The sequence below is a fragment of the Thalassotalea agariperforans genome (genome assembly GCF_053470345.1).
Genome location: NZ_JBQMWH010000012.1, coordinates 29,415 through 48,272, shown reverse-complemented (window position 1 = coordinate 48,272; position 18,858 = coordinate 29,415). Strand labels below are relative to the sequence as shown.

Here is an 18,858-nt window from a genome sequence, read left to right as displayed (position 1 = left end):
GGATACGTAACCTCTCTTTCAATGGACACCATACGTAGCGTTATAAGCTAAGGTTATTCAACAAATATCTGCATTTCTTCGCCGATTTTTTTACGCATATCCATTAATTTTTTAGCGGTATCATGCTGTTTAATGTCTTCTTCTGTTTCTGGTTCCCATTGTGGAATGCTAACAGTTTGGCCATTAGCATCAACCGCTACCATGATGACAATACAATGAGTCGTTTTACGACGATTTAATGACTTAGGATCACAAGCATTTACTTCTAACGCAATATGCATTGATGAGTTGCCGGTATAAATTACCTTAGCAGCTACTTCAACTAGGCTACCTACATGGATAGGTTGAACAAAACGAATACCACCAGCGTACGCTGTTACACAATATTTACCACTCCAACCCGCGGCGCATGCATACGCAGCTAAATCGATCCATTTCATTACAGCGCCGCCGTGTACTTTGCCGCCAAAGTTAACATCTTGTGGCTCAGCCAAAAAACGCAGGGTAATATCTCTTTGTGGTTTACTCATTAAAATTCCTTAATCTGTACTCTCAGGTACGTCGTTAACAATCGCTTGCTCTTGCTCAGCTAACTTTGCGCGTTCAGCTTTTGAAATGTATTTGGGCTTATTACTATTTTGTAATTTAGCGTTGGCTTTTTTTGCCCTACTTTTTAAGATGGAATTAATTTTCTTTTTACGATTCATAGAACAAATAAATTAGGCTAAATAGGCTGTTATTGTAACTTTTATTGTCATAATTATAAACAAAGTTCAACAGGCGCTAAGTAATTTGATAAACTTTTCCTTAAAACATGGTAAAACTATCAATATTCAACACACAAAATGTTATCAACTAAAGGAATAACCCATGACTAAAAAACTGTTAGCTGTAATTTCAGTATTATATTTATCTGCATGTTCGCCAGAAATTGGCAGTAAAGAATGGTGTGAAGCGCTAAAAGAAAAACCGAAAGGCGACTGGACCGCAACTGAAGCGAAAGATTTTACCAAACACTGTATTTTTTAATAAAACAATCGTCGTTTTATTCAAGCAGGTTAAACTTCGTTTATAACATAAAGATAAACAGACCCTAACCTATTATAAATCGACATCATATTCACATGATGTCGATTTATAGTTTCAATATCATTCTTGTGCCTGATAAATCTCTTCAGCATCATCCGTGGCAAACCATTCAGCAATTTTTTGCGTCGCTTGTACTACACCCGTTTTTTTCAGTGATGAAAAAGCTTGTACGGTAATATCACCATTGAGGGTTGCTAATTCTTTTTTCACTTTTAATACTTCGGTGCTAGCTTTGCCTTGAGATAACTTATCTGATTTAGTTAATAACACTAAAGCCGGTAAGTCGCTACCAACCGCCCACTCAATTAAGTCTCTATCTAAGTCTTTTAATGGATGGCGGATATCCATCAAGATAACAATACCTTTTAGACTCTCTCTAATTTCTAAATATTCGCCTAACGCTTTTTGCCATTTTTTCTTCATTTCCATTGGCACTTTGGCAAAACCATAACCCGGTAAATCAATTAAGCGTTTGCCGTCTTCAATTTCAAACACATTCAACAATTGCGTACGACCGGGTGTTTTACTCGTGCGCGCTAAACTTTTTTGATTGGTTAACGTATTTAAAGCACTTGATTTACCTGCATTTGAACGACCAGCAAAGGCTACTTCAATACCTGTATCTTCTGGTAATTTTCTAATATCTGGTGCACTCGTAGTAAAATGAGCTTGGTGTAAATTAATCGATGGAGTAGACAAAAAAGTGATCTCACAAAAAAACGTTGAGGGATTATACCTTTTTTTCGGCAAAACAGGAAAAACTGCTTATTTTTAACAGTTTTTTTTGTGTGGTTATTACAGAATGCATTTATTCGTGTAAAATAACGCTATAGATAATGCTAATTTGACTAAATTTATTATCAACTTGGCATAATTAATAATTACGAGGTTAAGCAACTGCTTAACCTTTTCTTTAATGGCAGAGAGTAATCAATGAAAAAAGTAATCTTTTCTCTAGTGTTAGGTCTAGGTATGCTGAGCAATGCACAGGCAGCCGGCGATGCACAAGCAGGGCAAACAAAAGCAGCTATGTGTGGCGCATGTCACGGCTCAAATGGTATCGGTACAACAGGTATGTACCCTAACTTAGCGGGTCAACACGCCGATTATATTGTTAAACAATTAAAAGCATTTAAAAGTGGTAGTCGCGCTGATGCCATGATGGCCCCAATGGCGGCAGGTTTATCTGAGCAAGATATGGCGGACGTAGCCGCTTACTTTTCTGGTTTAAGCCGTACTGGTGAATCAGCAAGTAGTGACAGTTCAGGTTCAGCACCAACAGCGGCGGCAAGCGCTCCTACTTATCAAGCAGATCCGGCTAAAGGCAAAAGCTTATACGAACATGGTGATGACTCTCGCGGCATTACTGCTTGTGTTGCTTGTCATGGTAAAGAAGGCGCCAGCAATGTTGAAATCAACCCTAATTTAGCCGCTCAGCATCCTGAATATATTGAAAAGCAATTAAAGAACTTCAAAGAACATACGCGTAACAATGCTTCAATGAACCAAGTTGCTGGTAACTTAACTGACAATGACATTGCTGACATTGGTGCTTATTTTAAAGATCCAAAAGCCGTTGCTAATGTAGTTGCTAAAAAACCAGCAGCCGCAAAATCATTCTCAGGTGATATAGCCGCAGGTAAATTAAAAGCTGCTACATGTACCGCTTGTCATGGTGCCGATGGTAATGCCATGGTACCTATGTATCCAAAACTTGCTGGCCAGCATGAAAAATATCTTGTTAAGCAATTAACTGACTTTAAAAAAGCGGTTGATAGCCAAGGTAAAGAAGGTCGTGCGGATCCAGTGATGGGTGGCATGGTAGCAACATTATCAGCTGACGATATTCAAAACTTAGCCGCTTATTTTGCTTCTCAACAAGTTTCTGCTAGCACAGTTAAAGCTAACGACTTAGGTAAAAAGTTATACTTTAGTGGTGACTTAACACGTGGTATTACCGCTTGTGTCGGTTGTCATAGCGCTGATGGTAATGGTATGGGGCAAGCTGGTTTCCCTACGGTTGCCAAGCAAAATGTTGATTACTTAAAAGGTCAATTGACTAAATTCCGTCAGAAAGATCGTAGTAACGATTTAAACGGCATGATGCAAAATATTGCAGGTAAATTATCTGATGATGAAATTCAAGCATTAGCTGAGTTTATGTCTTCATTATAAGTTTCATTTAGACTTATAAATTTATTAAAGCCCTGTTTTCAGGGCTTTTTTGTATCTGAGTAATCAGATCTCATTGCCCCGACCAATTAATAACAATGCCATTAAGTTATTGTCCATTGAGCAATAATCAAAAGACCTATTGCAACCAATAATTCCTGCTAGTTAGAGCGTGTTAATCTTTGCTGTTAGTTTTTTACAAGACAGAACGATTGAGGCGTAGTTATTCTACGTAAATTCTACATAAATATAGCTTTTTTAGTTCCCCCTGAGCTCGAGACTACAACCGGTTTTCTAATCGCTGTTTCCTATTTATTTCGTTAAATTTGATTGTAATACGGCCTAAGAATAAGGAAGGTAGAGCGACGTTTGAGCCACAGCCGAAACTCGCTATCAAGGTTCAAGCTTACTTTGTAATAAGAAAATGCATCAAGATAAAACAACACATAAAAATTTAAAATATTTCATAGCATTAACTATTTTTTATCCCATCTCATCAGGTTAGTTAAGAAAGATATATAAACAAAAATGCCGCTCAATTTACCTGAGCGGCATTTTATTATTGCTATAGTTAAAGCGGAATGATTTAACTATATCGCTACAGCCAATTAATCATCTTCAGCAGCAATTGATTCTGCTTCCGATAATGGATGTGAAACCAAACGAATGTTATCAAAAAATGCTTCGGTACCATCCGCAGGCGCCCCCTGATAACTTAATTCAAATTGATCAACACGAATTTCAGCTCCGGTTGTCGTTTTAAATTGAGCAAATACAGTTAACGATGTATTAGCACCCGTATTAAAGGTTAAGGTATCTTTATAAAAGCTATCATCACCTTTAGTAGCACCACCATTTTTAAGGTCGTTATAGATAGATTCTTTACTGCTTACCCAGCTAGCTGTTGCCGTAATATCGGCATCACTTGAAGCACCAAAAACGATTGACGAAGCGCCATCATCACTTTTATATAAGTTATAAATTGACATGGTGTAATCAGTGTTTGCTTCAACTACTATGGTTTGTGCTATATATGGGTTATGAGGTGTGCCGGTATCAGCACCATCATTCCATTTAAACTTAATCGAACCATCAGCACCACCGGCAGAGTTACTTGACTCTTGCACTTGGCCAATACCCGTACCTTCAACAGAAGTCCAATCATCATCACCATCGTCAAAGTTAGGGTTAATAATTGGCGCTTTATTTGTCACTAAGTCATCAACTGAGGCAGTAATTACCGCACTAGTTCCTGCACCAGAGTTAAAGGTAACAGAACTAAAACCATAGCTATCAGACGTTCTTTCAGCGGCATAAGTTTGACCATCAACGGTAACCGACAACTTAGCAGCTCCTTTCATAAACGCTGATAAAGTATAATTAGTATTAGCAACTACTGTCACGGTTTGTGAAACATCAGCAGTATTACTATCTAGCACTAAGCTGTTACCACGTGAGAAAACATCATCGCCGGTCGTAATTGCCGCACCCGTACCGGTATTATCTGTCCAACCAGTTAGATCACCACTGTCAAAGTCATGATTGGCAATCGTCACCTTTTCAACATAAACCTTACCTGGTGTTGGACGATAGCTTTTAGGACCCACATCAGCCGAGGTTAATGGTGCTAAAGTCGTCGCACTAGCTAAACTTTCATCGGCACCAGATAACGTTGTCGCTGAACGGGTTTGACCATCCATATCAATACTTGGTAAATCAAAGCCTCCAGTATCAACGACAGCAGCGGTTAAAGTTGGGCTGCTATTACTTGGACGATATAAACCATCACTGCCTTTTTCTAACATGGCATCAACAAAAGTGAAACCGGTGTAGCTATCTTCATTATCAGATAATTCTTCACCAAAGACATAGTTCCCATCAAAAACTGAATTTGCTGGCATATCTTCGCCGTTAGTACGAATTACCGGACCAATAGCATCGGCAACTATGTTATTAACAAAGTATACGTTCTCAGGTGCTTCATCTTCGTTACCACCATAAACGTTAATACTGTTAACACTATCAACAATGGTATTGTTTGCTACTAAGACATTTTCAACGTTTTGGTAGCCATTTTCACCATCACCTGAGCCATCACCGGCAGTTAAGACAATACCACCATTCCAGTTTGAACTAAGGAAGCGTGCACCTTCAACATAGTTATTGGTGACAATATGTTCACCATCAACCAAGCGAATACCACCAGAAAACGGATTATCATCACCAAAAATAAAGTTGTTACTAATGGTTGCCGCGTCACCATGACGAGTTACGATCGAACCATTACTGTCACGTATGGTATTGTTGCGAATAATATTATTAGCAGACTTATTAGAAATAATTTCTGCTTCACCTTGAATACGTTCAAAGTAGTTATTTTCAACAATTGAATAAGAAGGGTCTTGGTGGGTTGTACTTAAGCCTAAACGAATACCTTCATATTCATTATCACTGCTACCTGCATATCCTCGACCCCAGGCCGGTGCGCGATCACCAAAGTAGTTATGGTCAATTTGTGCATAATCAGCAGGGTAAGCACCACCAGAAGTCCAACGACCTAGCTTTAACATTACGCCACGCGATTCTTTACCAGAAAACCAGCTGTGATCAATACGGTTATGATGACCATAATAATCAATCCAGTTAGAACTACCAAAATCACCATTATCCATATCAATAATTGATACTTCAGTGATACGACAATAGCTACACTCGGTTTCTTTTTCGAACTTGATGATTGAGCTACCAGATTCACCATCGCGTAAGACAAAACCTTGAATAACAATATATTCGCCGCCAATGTTAATCGACATTTCACCATTTTGAATAATAGCGCTGCCAGGGTTTTCCGCTGCTACTGTGATCGGTTGCGCTTCGGTACCTATGCCCTCAACACGTAATTCAAAATCACCAGTATATGTACCATCAGCTAAACATAAGGTATCACCGGCAACCAAATCATCAGCCGCATCCTCTAGCGCCGAAATTGAATTAACCGTTTGTGTACAATTTACAGTTGGTACAGTGTCCGCACCTGAAACTGGGGTTGGATCAATAACAACCGGATCAACACCGGTAATGGTAATCACAATATTTTGCGTAGTGCCATCAGCCGTTTCAATAACCATAGTATCGGTTAATGTTTCACTCGCTGACGCTAAAGCGGCAACAGCACTATGCGAAGTATCTAACTCATAAACCCATTCACCATCGGCGTTGATAGAAAAAGTGCCATAAGTAGTCGCTGTATCTGTTTGCACAACAGTAACTTCCTCAGCATCACCGTCAGCATCATTAATGTATACCGTACCTTCAAAATCATCATCAAAGGTATTGGTGGTTGTTTTAGCTACATCACCAGTGATCACTGCATTAGCATTACCACTACCGCCACCACTGCTAGCATCATCGGCACCATTAATGGTAATAGTGATTGTTTGTGCTGTACCATCAACAGATACAACGTTAATACTATCAGTTAAAGTGTCACCAGCATCTAATGCTTGAACCGCTTGAGCATCATTACTGAGTGTGTATGTCCAAGCACCGGCAGTATCTATTGCTAAGGAACCATAACTACCCGCTTCAGCAGTTTTTGCAACAAATGCTGCTTCTCCAGCATCTGGATCAACCACAGTTAAATTACCTGTTGCCGTTAGGGTAGCATCTTCGGTCACGGTACCCGTAATGTCACCAGAAATAACCGCAGCAACAGGATCTGTGCCAGTATCGCCTGCTTTACAGCCTAAAACTTTCGCCTCAACTAAGCTAACCCAGCCACTGGCTGAATTCCCTGAGCTGGTTAAGCGCACATATTGACCCTCAGATTCAGTAAGATCGACCGTCTCATAAGAGTAAGAACTATCTACTGCAAGTGTCGATTCACCATTAGTTAAAACCGGTACCCACGTTGTGTTATCAACCGACGTTTCAATATCATAATAAGTTGTGCGCTGATCGGCTTTTAACCAAAACAGCTCAAGCTTTTTAATTTTTGATAGTTCAGCAAGTTCAAAAGTAATGTATTTATCAGTATTACTAGCATCTGAAGACCAACGCGACGCTTTATCTGAATCTGTTTTACCATCAATAGCAAAGGCCGGTTCACTAACATCATCATAAGTACCGTCATCGGATGCAGAAGTAATACTTAAACTTGATGTCCCTGTACATTCAGAAACCGTAGGATTATTGCCTGAAATATCGCCAGAAATTGTGATGGTAACACTATGGCTTGAGCCATCAAGCGCTTGTACCGGAAAAACTTCGGTTTGTTGCTGTAAAGTAGCGTTTCCACCTGTGATAATAACACTAGCTGTTGATGCTGGCGCCGACGTAGTGAATAATTCATAACTCCAATCACCGCTTGCGGTAATTGAAAAAGTACCATAATTACCCGCAGTTGCTGTTTGCTCAACAAAGGCATTTTCACCCTCATCGCCCCCTGAAATAGTTAACGTACCTGTGATTGGCGCACTACTTGTCGCATCAATCACACCAACATCAACGCCATCACCTGTACCAACTACGGGGGTATCATCAGCGCCGTTTATGGTCACAGTAATCATTTGAGTTGTGCCATCTACAGATTGCACTGCTACTGTTTCTGTTAAACTACCATTAGCCGGTATTGCTTGTACCATCGCATTAGAATGATCAAGTACATAAGTCCAAGCGCCATCAGCGGTAATTGAAAAGTTACCATAACTTACCGCAACATCTGTTTTTACTTGGAAATTAGCTTCACCACTATCAGGATCGGTGACAGCAATTGTGCCAGTAGCATTGGCATCAACATCCTCAGTAACACTACCGCTAATATCCCCCGAAAAAGTAGCAACAATGTTTGCTTCTGCCTCTGAACCACCAGAGCCGCCACAAGCAGTTAAACTAGCAATTATTGCCAGTGTTATTAGGTTTTTAGTCATTATTATTATTCCCTGTTATTGATTACAAATAACAAATTGGTTAACCAAAAAGTTATTTTATTAAAAATATAACAACTAAAAATAACAAACCAAAAAAGTAAAACAAGCAATATATTGGTAATAACAAAAGTGCAAACTTTACATTCACAAAAAAACAAAGCCCTTCAAATAACTGTAAATAAAAGACTTTTATTCATGTAAAATATATTTAAAACACTCATGCTTATATTTTAAACAAATCCACTTATATTAAATAATTCTATAAATGGTTTTTTGGTATTACCAATAAAAGTAAAGTTAATTTGATCTTCGGCTATATCAGTAAATGAGGTAAAGATAATACTAAGAAGTAAGCAATTATCCCTAAATGCCAGTAACGGCTTTTAAAGCACTAGGTGAGGAAAGGGGTGAACAGCAATACAAAACCATAACGATGTTATTAGTTACGATTTATACGAAGCACAAAAGTAGATAATCGATATTTATAGTGATGGAAATGTTATCACCACTAACTTTAAAGGGCCTTGTCTGTGCCATATAACGCCCACTACAACAATTAATAATTGCTTGCACGTTATATTTGTATATTTGACAATCGATAGAATTGCCCTTGCAGTGACAAGCTAATCAAAGTTCACAGCAGCAACATAAATTGTTAATAATATGATATAGAGCTAAAAGAAATAACTATCTTCAAGCATCTTCTTCGTGCATTTGACCATCGATTAGCATCATTTTTTCCACATATTGCTCATCATGCTTAGCCAAACGATAACTACCATCAAACATGTTTTCTAAAAAAATACTTTCGCCTGCTTGAGCTTGTAACTGCGCTAACACCTCAGCCGGTAATTCAACGCCAACTCCTGTACCTATGGTTTGTATTTTGAGTTCAATCATAAGGTAACTCACTTAGCTAATGTTATGTTAGCGGTTTATACAAGGTGATAATCTGCTTATTAATTAAACTATAGTTCACTGCTTAAATGTTTCAAGGCGAAGTTGGTTTAACCTTGCAGCGACTAATGTCACTGTCGATATTTCTCATGAACTATCGTTTATCTAAAATGAGTTAACAAGATACTGTCACGAACTCAGCTTTATTTTACTAATTTTAATGGGGGCTGTACTGCAGCATCACTAACATCGCGAGAATAACTTTGAAACTGTTGATTACAAAAACGCTCGAAGGTAACTTTTTTAATGCCTATTTGAGCAAAGAATTTTTCAAAAGTGTTATGATCTGAACGGCTAAAATCATCTTCTGTCCTAGTCATTAAGCCGTCAATGAATGCGGTATCATTTTGTAAATTAAAATTAGCAATCGCATTATAAGGCTCACCATAGCTATCTGTTCGAATAGCGCGAACGGCTTTAATTTCAAAAATCCAGCCATCAATTTTGATATAGCGATTATTCATTTGAGTCATTATTTTACACCTTAGAAAAAACCGACCATGCTGGCGCATAGTCGGCTCATAATTAAAGCTTCAGTGAAGTTTAACTATGAAAAACAATTGAGAGAATTACAGATTTACTTTGAAATAGCGGCTTTAAACTCTTCTTCGCTAAGTAGACCGTCTTGATTAATATCAATTCGATTAAAGGCTAGTTTTAATTTTTCATCACTACCTGCATTAATTTCTTCTTTACTAATCGAACCATTTTTATCTTTATCAAAGGCCGCAAAAGCTACTGGTACAACTTTAGTTTCAGTTAATGTCATTAATTGCTCAGCCATTTTATCTTTCTTTTCGTCAGTATTTACTTCTGCTACCTCAGCTTGTTTTTCCGCAACAATATCTTCTGCGAAGACAAAAGCTGAACCAAATAACGTTGCTGTTACTAATAAAGTTACGTTCATTAAACTCATTTTTTTCATGTTATATTCCTTTTAAAAAGTTGGGTATGCCACCGAGATATAGCACCATTGATGCCAGAGTGTTAACTAATTGAAATATAAGAATTAAAGTAGAAATCAGAGAATAATAATCAGAAATACTGTTGCTAAATGCAGACAGGTTATTATTTTTTAAAATTTTTTTAACTAAAAGTACTAACTGATGACTATAATTAACTTATTTATCAATCAATTAAATTAAAATTCAAATAAAAACAACGGTGTCGCAATTTAGAGACAAGCTTGCTATCTCACCCTAAATAACATACAAAAGAGCCCTCCTTTTAATCTCGAGCTTCATTAATAACCTCTAACGCTATTACCAATAGGAAATAAACCACGGTGCTGAACCAAACTTGGCTGAAAAGCTTATCAATAAAACAATTAACCGTGCTTGGCTTTACCCTAGTTGCCCTACCTTTAGTGTTTTCTTTATTGTATAGCGCTGTAAAAATAAACCACCTATCAACTCAAGGTAGTGAAGCTATTTTTGACGTAGCACAATTAATCAAAACCAATAGAGAACTCAATGCCACACGAATAAAAATGGAACGCTTTGCCAGTCAGTATTTAGTGTTAAATGATGAAGAACTGTTATTGCAGTATCGAGAGCAAAACCAACTAATGCCAAACATCCTCAACGTTTATATTCAGAATAATGGCAACAAAAATAAACAAACCAGATTAGCCATTTTAGGCTATGAATTTTTAGCACAAAGTGAAAAAATCGCGGCCTTAATGGTAAATAATCATGGCGATAAACCCTCTTTAACGATACTACAACAACACTTTGTACAATTAGCGAATATTCATGAAAAAATTAATATGCGTAGTAATGAGTTAATTAACCAACATGCCAATAAAATTACTTCTGCGGCAGAACAAGTCAGCTTCACCTTATTACGCAGCCTGCTGATTATTCCGATTGTTATTTGCATAGCGATTGTCTTTATTCGTTTAATTACCAAACCCTTAAAGTTGTTAACCCACAAAATTCACCAACTAGAACATGGCAAATTAACCAACAAAATTTCCGTACAAGGGTCAATTGAAATTACTGAAATAGCCGATGCTTTAGAGTTAATGCGCACACGTTTGCATGCCTTAGAATTACAAAAATCGAGTTTTATTCGTCATATATCACACGAATTAAAAACACCGCTAGCAGCGATCAGAGAAGGCGCTGAGTTGCTTTATGATCACAGCGTTGGTGAATTAAATCATGAGCAACAAGAAATTAGCGAAATCATCCGCGCCAGCGTTTCTAGATTACAAAAATTAATTGAAGACTTGCTCGACTTTAATGTTGTGCTCGACTCAACTAGCTTACAAGATGCTGAAAAGTTATCATTAGCTTTAGAAATTAATAACGCCATCACAACTCGAAAACTCGACATTAAACGAAAAAAGCTGCAATTTGAACAAAATGTCACTGATATTGCCTTGTATTCCAACGCCAAACAATTAAACGTAATACTCGACAACCTGTTATCAAACGCCATTAAATATTCGCCACACGCTGGCACTATCAGGATTGATGGGCACATTAATAACGATGAATTACACCTTAGCATTAGCGATCAAGGTAGTGGTATTGCGGTGGAGCAACAAGAAAAAGTTTTCGATGCCTTTTATCAAGGGACGCCACCAACCGATAGCAATATTAAAGGCAGCGGTTTAGGCTTAACCATAGTAAAAGAATTAATCATGCGCTTAGGTGGTGAGATCAGCCTAAAAAGCCAAATCTCAGCACCAACAGGCACAACAGTGACCATTATTTTGCCTAGAGCATGGTCACAATCATGAAACTAACAAAGCAACAACAGAGTAAACAAATGAAACCTTTTAATCCGTTAATATTGCTCAGTACAGTGAACTTAAAAAAACTACTATTTCCTCTGTTTTTATTGTTATTAAGCGGTTGTGAATTAATTCCCAGTCCTGTCACCAACAAACCAGCAACTGTTGAAATATTACCGGGTAACTTTAATTACCAACAGTATTATTTAGCGATAAAATCGATGCCGGTAAACGTATTACAGCAAGAGGCTGATAGCCTTAAAAATCAAACAAACAGCACCGTTGATGAAATTAAACTAGCGTTATTATACTGTTTACCTAATTCGCCCATTCATAACCCCTACAATGCCAAAGCAATATTAAACAAGTTTACCGATAAACAAAGTAAGGTTACTTTTAGCCAAGATAATCAAGCCTTTTTAGTACTGCTAAAAGATTTATTAAATCAACAACTGTTTGTTTTTGATAAGTATAATAAAAAATCGCAAAATCAAACGTCGACCATTGCTGAGTTAGCCGAGCAAGTACAGCTACTGCAGGCACAAATTGAACAACTCAAAAAAATTGAAACATCGCTGAATAACCGTGGATAAGTAACATGACAACTGCTCAAACTTCAGGTGAAAAAATTCTTATTGTTGATGACGATCCAAGTTTATTACGTTTATTAGGTATTCGTTTATCCGCCGCTGGCTACCAAGTAGAATCTGCTAATAGTGGCAAAATGGCACTTGGTATTTTGACCAGCTTTCAACCACAATTAGTGATCAGTGACTTACGTATGGACGGCATGGACGGTATGGCGCTGTTTGAAAAAATTCGTCAGCAACATGCTAACTTACCTGTAATTATCATGACCGCCCACGGCACTATTCCCGATGCCATAAATGCCACAAAACAAGGGGTTTTTAGCTTTTTAACTAAGCCGTTTGAAAGCAAAGAGTTATTAGAAACAGTACAACAAGCTATACGTTTACAACCCGCACATGAAGGCGCTAGCGAAAGTGACGAACATTGGCGCTCTGCTATTATTTCTCGCAGTGCCATTATGGAAGCTTTATTACAGCAAACTAAACAAGTGGCTAAAAGTGACTTTAGCTTATTAATTAATAGCCAAAGTGGTACCGGTAAAGAATTATTAGCCAAAGCCATTCACTTAGCGAGTAATCGTGCTGATAAACCTTTTACGGCAATTAACTGTGCTGCTATTCCAGAATCGCTATTAGAATCTGAGTTGTTTGGCCACGTTAAAGGTGCCTTTACTGGCGCAGAAAAAAATCACGTTGGTTTATTTCAAGCATCTGCTGGTGGCACCTTATTTTTAGATGAAATTGGCGATATGCCAATGAATTTCCAAGTAAAACTATTACGTGTTTTACAAGAAAAAGAAATTCGTCCAGTCGGCAGTACCCAAGCGATAAAAATTGATGTTAGGGTAATTTCAGCTACCCATAAAAACTTGCAGCAGGCGATCACCGAACAAACTTTCCGTGAAGATCTTTATTACCGTTTAAATGTCGTTGAACTGGTATTGCCACCATTAACTGAACGTCGAGAAGATATTCCGTTACTAGCACAGCATTTTTTAGCCAAAAATATAGCAACCGGCCGCGATGACATTAAAGGCTTTTCACAAGAAGCGATGGAATTATTAATCAGTGCGCCGTGGCCAGGCAATATTCGCCAATTACAAAATGTCGTTGAGCAAAGTGTCGCTTTATCCACAGAACCATTAATTAGTGGCACCTTAGTCGGTAATGCACTCCGTGATAAGTCATCACAACTGCCGTCTTTTCAAGAAGCCCGCGATCAATTTGAACGTGATTATTTAGCTAAGTTATTAAAACTTACCGATGGCAATGTTTCGCAAGCAGCTAAAATTGCACAACGTAATCGCACCGATTTTTACAAATTATTAAAACGCCACCACTTAACCGCGGAAGGTTTTCGCGAAGGAGAATAGCGCTCATTATTTCAATAATAAGCGCTTTCTTACAACGTTAGTTGCGTTGATATAACGCTTCTATTGTCGCTGTTGCCATAGTATTAGCGTTGATCATGTATCCCGCTAAAGCGCCTGAGGCATCTTCGGGCAATTCCAGCTTTTCAACCGACAGAGCATGTACCGTAAAACGGTAATGATGAATACCATGCCCTACTGGTGGACAAGCACCACCAAAACCACGGCTACCATAATCATTTTTTATCTGCATGCTGCCACTTGGTGCTAACGTTTTTTTTGTACTACCCGTATTTGCCGCTACTTCTGTGATATTTGCTGGTATATTCACAATTTGCCAGTGCCACCAACCACTACCTGTTGGCGCGTCAGGATCATAAACTGTAATGGCAAAACTTTTTGTTCCAGCTGGCGCATTTGTCCACATTAAGTGCGGTGATACATCATCACCAGTACAACCAAAACCATTAAACTCCTGTGTTTTTGCCATAAATTTTCCATCAGCAATATCATTACTACTTAGAGTAAAGTCTCCAGCAAAAGCTGCGGCCGACAAACTCAAAGATAATAGGGTAAATAATTTAATTATTGTTTTCATAAAACAGTCCTTATTAATTGTTAATAGTTCAAGGTTATTGTAACGGCTTTATTGCAAAGTATTGCCTCTAAAACTGCCAACTTTTAGCCCTGATCCGCCATTTGGGTTTTTCTCAATTCAGACGGTGTTACACCAAAGCGCTTTTTAAAGCGTTCGGTAAACTTTGATTGAGACTGATAACCACATTGCTCAGCAATTAAGCCAATAGCTAAGCTGGTGGTCTGGCATAAGTGTAATCCTAAACCTAACCTGGCTTGATCTTTAATTTGTTGCACACTGGTGCCTTCTGCTTTCAATTTTCGACGCAAAGTAGATTCACTCATTGCTAATTGAGAGCATAGTTTATCAATATTTATCTCTTCACTACTTTGTTGCACAAAAATATCATGTAGTTGATGGCTTAATTTAGCCGTGCCTAACATGGTTAAAATGTCACCATGGCCTAAGTGGCTCAATAACATTAACAATTCTCGTTTTCTTAACGAGCAAAGTTGCTCTGGTGCCCAACAACTATACTCAACAAACTGTTGTAAGCATTGCACTAATTGCGTTGACGTTTTACCAATATAATAGTGTTTTTTATTAGCTACCGTGGTTTGCAACCCTTGATAGTCTTGATAATCAAACTCAATTAACAGCGCTAGATAAGCTTCTTTATTTGGAATATTGCGCATATTAAGCGCTGGGCTATCGGCTAAAAAAATAAAGTCGCCGCTGCGACAGGAAATTTGATGATTTTGACCTAGCTGTTTATCGCCTTTTAGCACCACAATCAGCAAAGGTTTAACAATAGGTACATTTAATAACTGCTGTTCTTTAAATGAAGAATAAACCGAAAATGGCAAGGTGTTTTTTTCGTTTATTACTTGCGTGAGTGTTGTGATCAACTTATCCATGTATGACTCATTGGCGTTTTTTAGTAAAAGAGCACGGATTAAACCGAGATCACCGGCATTAACAAACTAAATTTCACTCCGTTCGGCTTAACCGCTTGGCAAGTACAATGCCCTTGATGCATTAACATAATGCGCTGAACAATAGCTAAGCCTAAGCCAACACCATCGGTAGTTTTATTTCGGCTTTTATCAAGCTTAACAAAGGGCTGAAAAATTTTCTCTATATTTTCCGGCTCAATACCTTGACCATCATCACTCACGCTAATATTCAGCTGTTGGTTCATTATTTCGGCACTGATGTTCACTTCTTTTTCTGCATATTTTAAAGCGTTACAGATCAGGTTTTGACAAGCACGCTCAATTAAATGGCCATTACCATAAAACACTAAGGGTTGTGCATGCTCTTTACTAATTGATAAAAATAATTTTTTTTCTGTCGACCTTTGGTGTTTTTCTACTAAATTAGTTAATAATTCACCAATGTTAATATTGGATTTTTCTTGCGGTTTATCAATATTTTCAATGCGTGAATAATCTAACATTTCATCAACAAGTTTTTCCATTTCTTTAATGTCGGTAGTAATTTCAGCTAACTGTTCAGGTTGAATATTATCCATCATTGCCGCCGAAAAACGTAAACGCGCTAAAGGTGTTCTGAGCTCATGTGACACCGCATTAATTAAATGTTTTTGCTCTAATAACAAACGTGTAATGTGTTGAGTTAATTGTTGAAATGTTTGTACAATTACTGCGGTAGGTGAGTGCTTATTAACTTTGTAGTTAAGTTGAAAGTTGCCTTTTTCAATTTCTTTAGCAATGCTTTTTAATTGTAATAAATCACGCCAAATAGGCCGTGTCCACAATGCAATGCAAGCCGCTAGTAATAAATATGAAACCACTAAAATACTGTATTTTAGCAAGCTGTTTTCTGCTGTTTTGACAGCGATAGGGCCAAGTTGATAGAGGCTATTTTCCTGTTCGCCTTTAATATAAAACATCAGCGTTTGCCTACCCGTGTAGGTGGTCACCACTTCCCCACTAACTAAGGCCGATTTTTGCTCTGGCAACCAAGCAACATCGTCAAATTCAAGGTAATTTAACGACAAGCCACTTTGTTGCTCAAAATGTTGTTTTTTGGCTTGGTTTTGCTGCAATAAACTCGGTAAGGTTTTAATGAGTTGCTTTAGCTGTTGGTGTTGCTCATTGGCAGGCGTAGCTAAATTTTGCCATAACACTTCTGAGCCCCAATTAATTGTATAAATGCCAATGACTATCGCGAGGTAAAGACTAATGAATAAACGTAACATTATTCATCCCAAGCGGAAGCACTAAACAAATAACCTTTCCCCCAAACAGTAATAATTTTATAAGGTGATTCCGTATTATCTCCGAGTTTTTTCCGTAGCCGCGATATCCGTACATCAACACTGCGATCAAAGCCGTCATATTCACGACCCAACATTTTTTGATGAATAACATCACGGCTTTGAATATCACCCGCTTTACTCGCTAACAACCATAACAATTCAAATTCATGGCTAGTTAATTCTATTTTTTCGCCTTTAAGTGCGACCTGACGTGACTTTTTAAAAATATCTAACTGCCCAATATGAAGCTCGTCTACTTGTTCAATTTGCTGATGCTGTACTCGGCGAAATACCATATTAATCCGTGCTAATAACACATGCGGCTCAACCGGTTTAATAATATAGTCATCAGCGCCAATTTCTAACCCTAAAACATGATCAAAGTCGCTATCTTTCGCCGTTAAAAATAAAATAGGGTTAGTAAATTTATCGCGGATCGCGCGGCAAATACTAAAGCCATCCATTTTAGGTAACATCACATCAAGCAAAACTAAGTCAGGTTGATGTTGCACAATATAATCACATGCTTTTTCACCTGAATGTAAGACACTAACTTTAAACTGATTTTTCACCAAAAACTGCTCGATTAATCCCGCTAGTCGTAAATCATCTTCTACTAATAAAATATGTTTCATTAAAATAAGCTCCAATCGGCACGTAACCGGCGGCGATAGTTTTTCGGCACTGTGCTATTCACGCTGATTAATTGCTGCGCCAGTACAAGGTTAACGTCTGGTGTCTGTTGTTCTAAGGTAAACAAGGTATTTTCGCTTAACTTAATAGCTAACTTAGTATCAGCAGCTTTGGTATTTTGCCAACATAATGTTTTATTTTTGTCTTGGGCTTGGCTTTGGTTTGGGCTTTGATTTTTAGCCCGTTGATATAGGCAAGTATCCAGTGGCAATAAAGCCTGCCACGCAATGTTTATGGTCATTTCGCAGATATCGCCAGCCTGATTAACTTGACAAACTTTGGGTTTAATCGTCATTTCAACATCACCCTCTGTGGCAAAAGCCATACTGGATAAATATTGTGCCACCATCAGCATAACAGCGCTTACCATCGGCAAATTAAAACGCATAATTTGCTCCAATAAATACGGTATCAATTGTTTTGTCTTGTACCAAAGGGCTATGGCGAAGATTACTGGCGATTAATTCCCGATAAACGCTGCCAACCAATGACCATTTAGCGCTTAACTGATAACGCGCTTTTAATTTAAAATAAGGGTTAAATGATGATTTACCTTGGTGGTTAACCGTTGACGGTAAGTTATCTTGCCAATCAATACCATAATAATAATCGACTTGTTCAGCACTTAACCAGTTTATGCCGATTGTGGTATTAAAATGCCATTGCTCATACTGTGAAAAATTACGGCTTAGCAATAATTGGCCATTAAAACCTTGATAAACATTATTTAGATCATGTAACAGCTTCGCTTCCACTTGGGTATTGTTATTTACAAACCAGTTCAGCTGAATTCCACCGTCTAGTGCCCATTTACGCTTGCTAACATCAGAAATATTAACTGCAACTTTCGTATTCGCATACTCCCCTTCTAACGGTTTATTAGGAACAAAGTCACTAACTCCTTGGCTAAAGCTATCAACAAAAATATTACTTGGGTGCCAGCGACTAAAAAAAGCATTTTCACGATTCGGTTGGCTGATGACACTAACCGTTAATTCTTCTGAAGGATAAAAACTATAACCCAAAGTGTTTTTGTCGAAAAACCAATGTTCTCCATAAAAACTGATCGAGGGAATAATCACTAATGGGATATTTTTACCTTCATGTAACGGATTGGAGATCACCCCCGCTCCCAGTGCCAATGAAAACTGCCATTCATTAACCGGTACACAATTTTCATCGTCAGCAGCGCATTGCGCTTGAGCTGGCCTTAAAAAAAGTGAACAAAATAGCAGTAAAAAAACAGATAAATAATTTTTCATGTCAGACAACAATAGGAACTTTTCTCTAATTTACCATTGCCACTAAGCAACTTCATTAACGATTACATATGATTACATTTATTAGCATTTAACAACAGATTAGCAAATAACGAGCAACTAAACTTAATCAAGTAACTTAACCTGAGATCAGATTAATGTGTATTAAATATTAAGGATAAATGAGGTGATAAGA

At 37.9% G+C, this 18,858-nt stretch carries 18 protein-coding genes and 1 pseudogene; 6 read left to right on the top strand and 13 right to left on the bottom strand.

Features of this window, described 5'->3' with window-relative positions:
- Positions 1-53 precede the first annotated feature (53 nt).
- Both ACSLUO_RS14140 and ACSLUO_RS14135 read right to left on the bottom strand, forming a co-directional pair.
- Positions 54-530: an acyl-CoA thioesterase gene (locus ACSLUO_RS14140; RefSeq protein ID WP_448249404.1), complete on the bottom strand. Its 477-nt coding sequence runs from the start codon at positions 528-530 to the stop codon at positions 54-56.
- A 9-nt stretch (positions 531-539) separates the two neighbouring features.
- The gene (locus tag ACSLUO_RS14135; RefSeq protein WP_448249402.1) at positions 540-707 is read right to left on the bottom strand and encodes a DUF2986 domain-containing protein; all 168 of its coding nucleotides are present in this window, start codon (positions 705-707) and stop codon (positions 540-542) included.
- A gap of 163 nt (positions 708-870) precedes the next feature.
- On the opposite strand from ACSLUO_RS14135, the gene ACSLUO_RS14130 reads away from it, so the two are divergent.
- A complete protein-coding gene (locus ACSLUO_RS14130) occupies positions 871-1,029 on the top strand; it encodes a DUF3012 domain-containing protein (RefSeq protein ID WP_448249400.1) in 159 nt (52 codons plus the stop codon).
- Between the two features lie 120 nt (positions 1,030-1,149).
- On the opposite strand, the gene yihA is transcribed toward ACSLUO_RS14130, so the two are convergent.
- A complete protein-coding gene (yihA, locus tag ACSLUO_RS14125; protein WP_448249399.1) occupies positions 1,150-1,788 on the bottom strand; it encodes a ribosome biogenesis GTP-binding protein YihA/YsxC in 639 nt (212 codons plus the stop codon).
- Between the two features lie 234 nt (positions 1,789-2,022).
- Between yihA and ACSLUO_RS14120 the strand changes: the two are divergent.
- A pseudogene (locus ACSLUO_RS14120) lies at positions 2,023-2,637 on the top strand (c-type cytochrome); the annotation flags it as partial.
- Positions 2,635-3,264 (top strand): c-type cytochrome, encoded by a 630-nt coding sequence (locus tag ACSLUO_RS14115; RefSeq protein ID WP_448249505.1) that lies wholly within the window; start codon positions 2,635-2,637, stop codon positions 3,262-3,264. The pseudogene ACSLUO_RS14120 and the gene ACSLUO_RS14115, both read left to right, overlap by 3 nt.
- Before the next feature lie 605 nt (positions 3,265-3,869).
- Here the strand turns inward: ACSLUO_RS14115 and ACSLUO_RS14110 are convergent.
- From ACSLUO_RS14110 to ACSLUO_RS14095, 4 genes are all read right to left on the bottom strand, one after another.
- The gene (locus tag ACSLUO_RS14110; RefSeq protein ID WP_448249398.1) at positions 3,870-8,189 is read right to left on the bottom strand and encodes a VCBS domain-containing protein; all 4,320 of its coding nucleotides are present in this window, start codon (positions 8,187-8,189) and stop codon (positions 3,870-3,872) included.
- A gap of 693 nt (positions 8,190-8,882) precedes the next feature.
- Positions 8,883-9,089, bottom strand: a complete 207-nt coding sequence (locus ACSLUO_RS14105) for an AbrB/MazE/SpoVT family DNA-binding domain-containing protein (RefSeq protein WP_448249397.1) — start codon at positions 9,087-9,089, stop codon at positions 8,883-8,885.
- A 200-nt stretch (positions 9,090-9,289) separates the two neighbouring features.
- Entirely contained in the window at positions 9,290-9,619 is a 330-nt protein-coding gene (locus tag ACSLUO_RS14100; RefSeq protein ID WP_448249396.1) for a hypothetical protein, read from the bottom strand.
- 104 nt (positions 9,620-9,723) lie between these two features.
- Positions 9,724-10,071 carry an EF-hand domain-containing protein gene (locus ACSLUO_RS14095; RefSeq protein ID WP_448249395.1) on the bottom strand — a complete coding sequence of 116 codons (348 nt, stop codon included), beginning with the start codon at positions 10,069-10,071 and terminating at the stop codon, positions 9,724-9,726.
- 360 nt (positions 10,072-10,431) lie between these two features.
- Between ACSLUO_RS14095 and ACSLUO_RS14090 the strand changes: the two genes are divergently transcribed.
- The 3 genes from ACSLUO_RS14090 to ACSLUO_RS14080 are packed head-to-tail and all read left to right on the top strand — an operon-like array spanning position 10,432 to position 13,852.
- The gene (locus ACSLUO_RS14090; RefSeq protein WP_448249394.1) at positions 10,432-11,895 is read left to right on the top strand and encodes a HAMP domain-containing sensor histidine kinase; all 1,464 of its coding nucleotides are present in this window, start codon (positions 10,432-10,434) and stop codon (positions 11,893-11,895) included.
- On the top strand, positions 11,892-12,482 hold the full coding sequence (locus ACSLUO_RS14085) for a hypothetical protein (protein WP_448249393.1): 591 nt from the start codon (positions 11,892-11,894) through the stop codon (positions 12,480-12,482). Before ACSLUO_RS14090 ends, ACSLUO_RS14085 begins: the two co-directional genes overlap by 4 nt.
- Positions 12,483-12,487: 5 nt before the next feature.
- A complete protein-coding gene (locus ACSLUO_RS14080; RefSeq protein WP_448249392.1) occupies positions 12,488-13,852 on the top strand; it encodes a sigma 54-interacting transcriptional regulator in 1,365 nt (454 codons plus the stop codon).
- 37 nt (positions 13,853-13,889) lie between these two features.
- Here the strand turns inward: ACSLUO_RS14080 and ACSLUO_RS14075 are convergent, their stop codons facing one another.
- The 6 genes from ACSLUO_RS14075 to ACSLUO_RS14050 all read right to left on the bottom strand — a co-directional run bounded on the left by ACSLUO_RS14075 (position 13,890) and on the right by ACSLUO_RS14050 (position 18,665).
- Positions 13,890-14,447 carry a YbhB/YbcL family Raf kinase inhibitor-like protein gene (locus ACSLUO_RS14075; protein WP_448249391.1) on the bottom strand — a complete coding sequence of 186 codons (558 nt, stop codon included), beginning with the start codon at positions 14,445-14,447 and terminating at the stop codon, positions 13,890-13,892.
- A gap of 83 nt (positions 14,448-14,530) precedes the next feature.
- Complete coding sequence (locus ACSLUO_RS14070) at positions 14,531-15,343, bottom strand: helix-turn-helix domain-containing protein (RefSeq protein ID WP_448249390.1); 813 nt, start codon at positions 15,341-15,343, stop codon at positions 14,531-14,533.
- Between the two features lie 38 nt (positions 15,344-15,381).
- Positions 15,382-16,650: an ATP-binding protein gene (locus tag ACSLUO_RS14065; protein ID WP_448249389.1), complete on the bottom strand. Its 1,269-nt coding sequence runs from the start codon at positions 16,648-16,650 to the stop codon at positions 15,382-15,384.
- The gene (locus ACSLUO_RS14060; protein WP_448249388.1) at positions 16,650-17,345 is read right to left on the bottom strand and encodes a response regulator; all 696 of its coding nucleotides are present in this window, start codon (positions 17,343-17,345) and stop codon (positions 16,650-16,652) included. The genes ACSLUO_RS14065 and ACSLUO_RS14060 overlap by 1 nt, the downstream gene beginning before the upstream one ends.
- Positions 17,345-17,791: a DUF3019 domain-containing protein gene (locus ACSLUO_RS14055; protein WP_448249387.1), complete on the bottom strand. Its 447-nt coding sequence runs from the start codon at positions 17,789-17,791 to the stop codon at positions 17,345-17,347. Before ACSLUO_RS14055 ends, ACSLUO_RS14060 begins: the two co-directional genes overlap by 1 nt.
- Positions 17,781-18,665 carry a MipA/OmpV family protein gene (locus ACSLUO_RS14050; protein ID WP_448249386.1) on the bottom strand — a complete coding sequence of 295 codons (885 nt, stop codon included), beginning with the start codon at positions 18,663-18,665 and terminating at the stop codon, positions 17,781-17,783. The genes ACSLUO_RS14055 and ACSLUO_RS14050 overlap by 11 nt, the downstream gene beginning before the upstream one ends.
- Between the last annotated feature and the right edge of the window lie 193 nt (positions 18,666-18,858).

What these genes read in the sequence shown, in the direction of transcription:
- ACSLUO_RS14140 (WP_448249404.1), bottom strand. Translation starts at nt 530, where the DNA reads ATGAGTAAACCACAAAGAGATATTACCCTGCGTTTTTTGGCTGAGCCA.
- ACSLUO_RS14080 (WP_448249392.1), top strand. Translation starts at nt 12,488, where the DNA reads ATGACAACTGCTCAAACTTCAGGTGAAAAAATTCTTATTGTTGATGAC.
- ACSLUO_RS14105 (WP_448249397.1), bottom strand. Translation starts at nt 9,089, where the DNA reads ATGATTGAACTCAAAATACAAACCATAGGTACAGGAGTTGGCGTTGAA.
- ACSLUO_RS14075 (WP_448249391.1), bottom strand. Translation starts at nt 14,447, where the DNA reads ATGAAAACAATAATTAAATTATTTACCCTATTATCTTTGAGTTTGTCG.
- ACSLUO_RS14110 (WP_448249398.1), bottom strand. Translation starts at nt 8,189, where the DNA reads ATGACTAAAAACCTAATAACACTGGCAATAATTGCTAGTTTAACTGCT.
- ACSLUO_RS14135 (WP_448249402.1), bottom strand. Translation starts at nt 707, where the DNA reads ATGAATCGTAAAAAGAAAATTAATTCCATCTTAAAAAGTAGGGCAAAA.
- ACSLUO_RS14060 (WP_448249388.1), bottom strand. Translation starts at nt 17,345, where the DNA reads ATGAAACATATTTTATTAGTAGAAGATGATTTACGACTAGCGGGATTA.
- ACSLUO_RS14065 (WP_448249389.1), bottom strand. Translation starts at nt 16,650, where the DNA reads ATGTTACGTTTATTCATTAGTCTTTACCTCGCGATAGTCATTGGCATT.
- ACSLUO_RS14130 (WP_448249400.1), top strand. Translation starts at nt 871, where the DNA reads ATGACTAAAAAACTGTTAGCTGTAATTTCAGTATTATATTTATCTGCA.
- ACSLUO_RS14095 (WP_448249395.1), bottom strand. Translation starts at nt 10,071, where the DNA reads ATGAAAAAAATGAGTTTAATGAACGTAACTTTATTAGTAACAGCAACG.
- ACSLUO_RS14100 (WP_448249396.1), bottom strand. Translation starts at nt 9,619, where the DNA reads ATGACTCAAATGAATAATCGCTATATCAAAATTGATGGCTGGATTTTT.
- ACSLUO_RS14055 (WP_448249387.1), bottom strand. Translation starts at nt 17,791, where the DNA reads ATGCGTTTTAATTTGCCGATGGTAAGCGCTGTTATGCTGATGGTGGCA.
- ACSLUO_RS14070 (WP_448249390.1), bottom strand. Translation starts at nt 15,343, where the DNA reads ATGGATAAGTTGATCACAACACTCACGCAAGTAATAAACGAAAAAAAC.
- ACSLUO_RS14085 (WP_448249393.1), top strand. Translation starts at nt 11,892, where the DNA reads ATGAAACTAACAAAGCAACAACAGAGTAAACAAATGAAACCTTTTAAT.
- ACSLUO_RS14050 (WP_448249386.1), bottom strand. Translation starts at nt 18,665, where the DNA reads ATGAAAAATTATTTATCTGTTTTTTTACTGCTATTTTGTTCACTTTTT.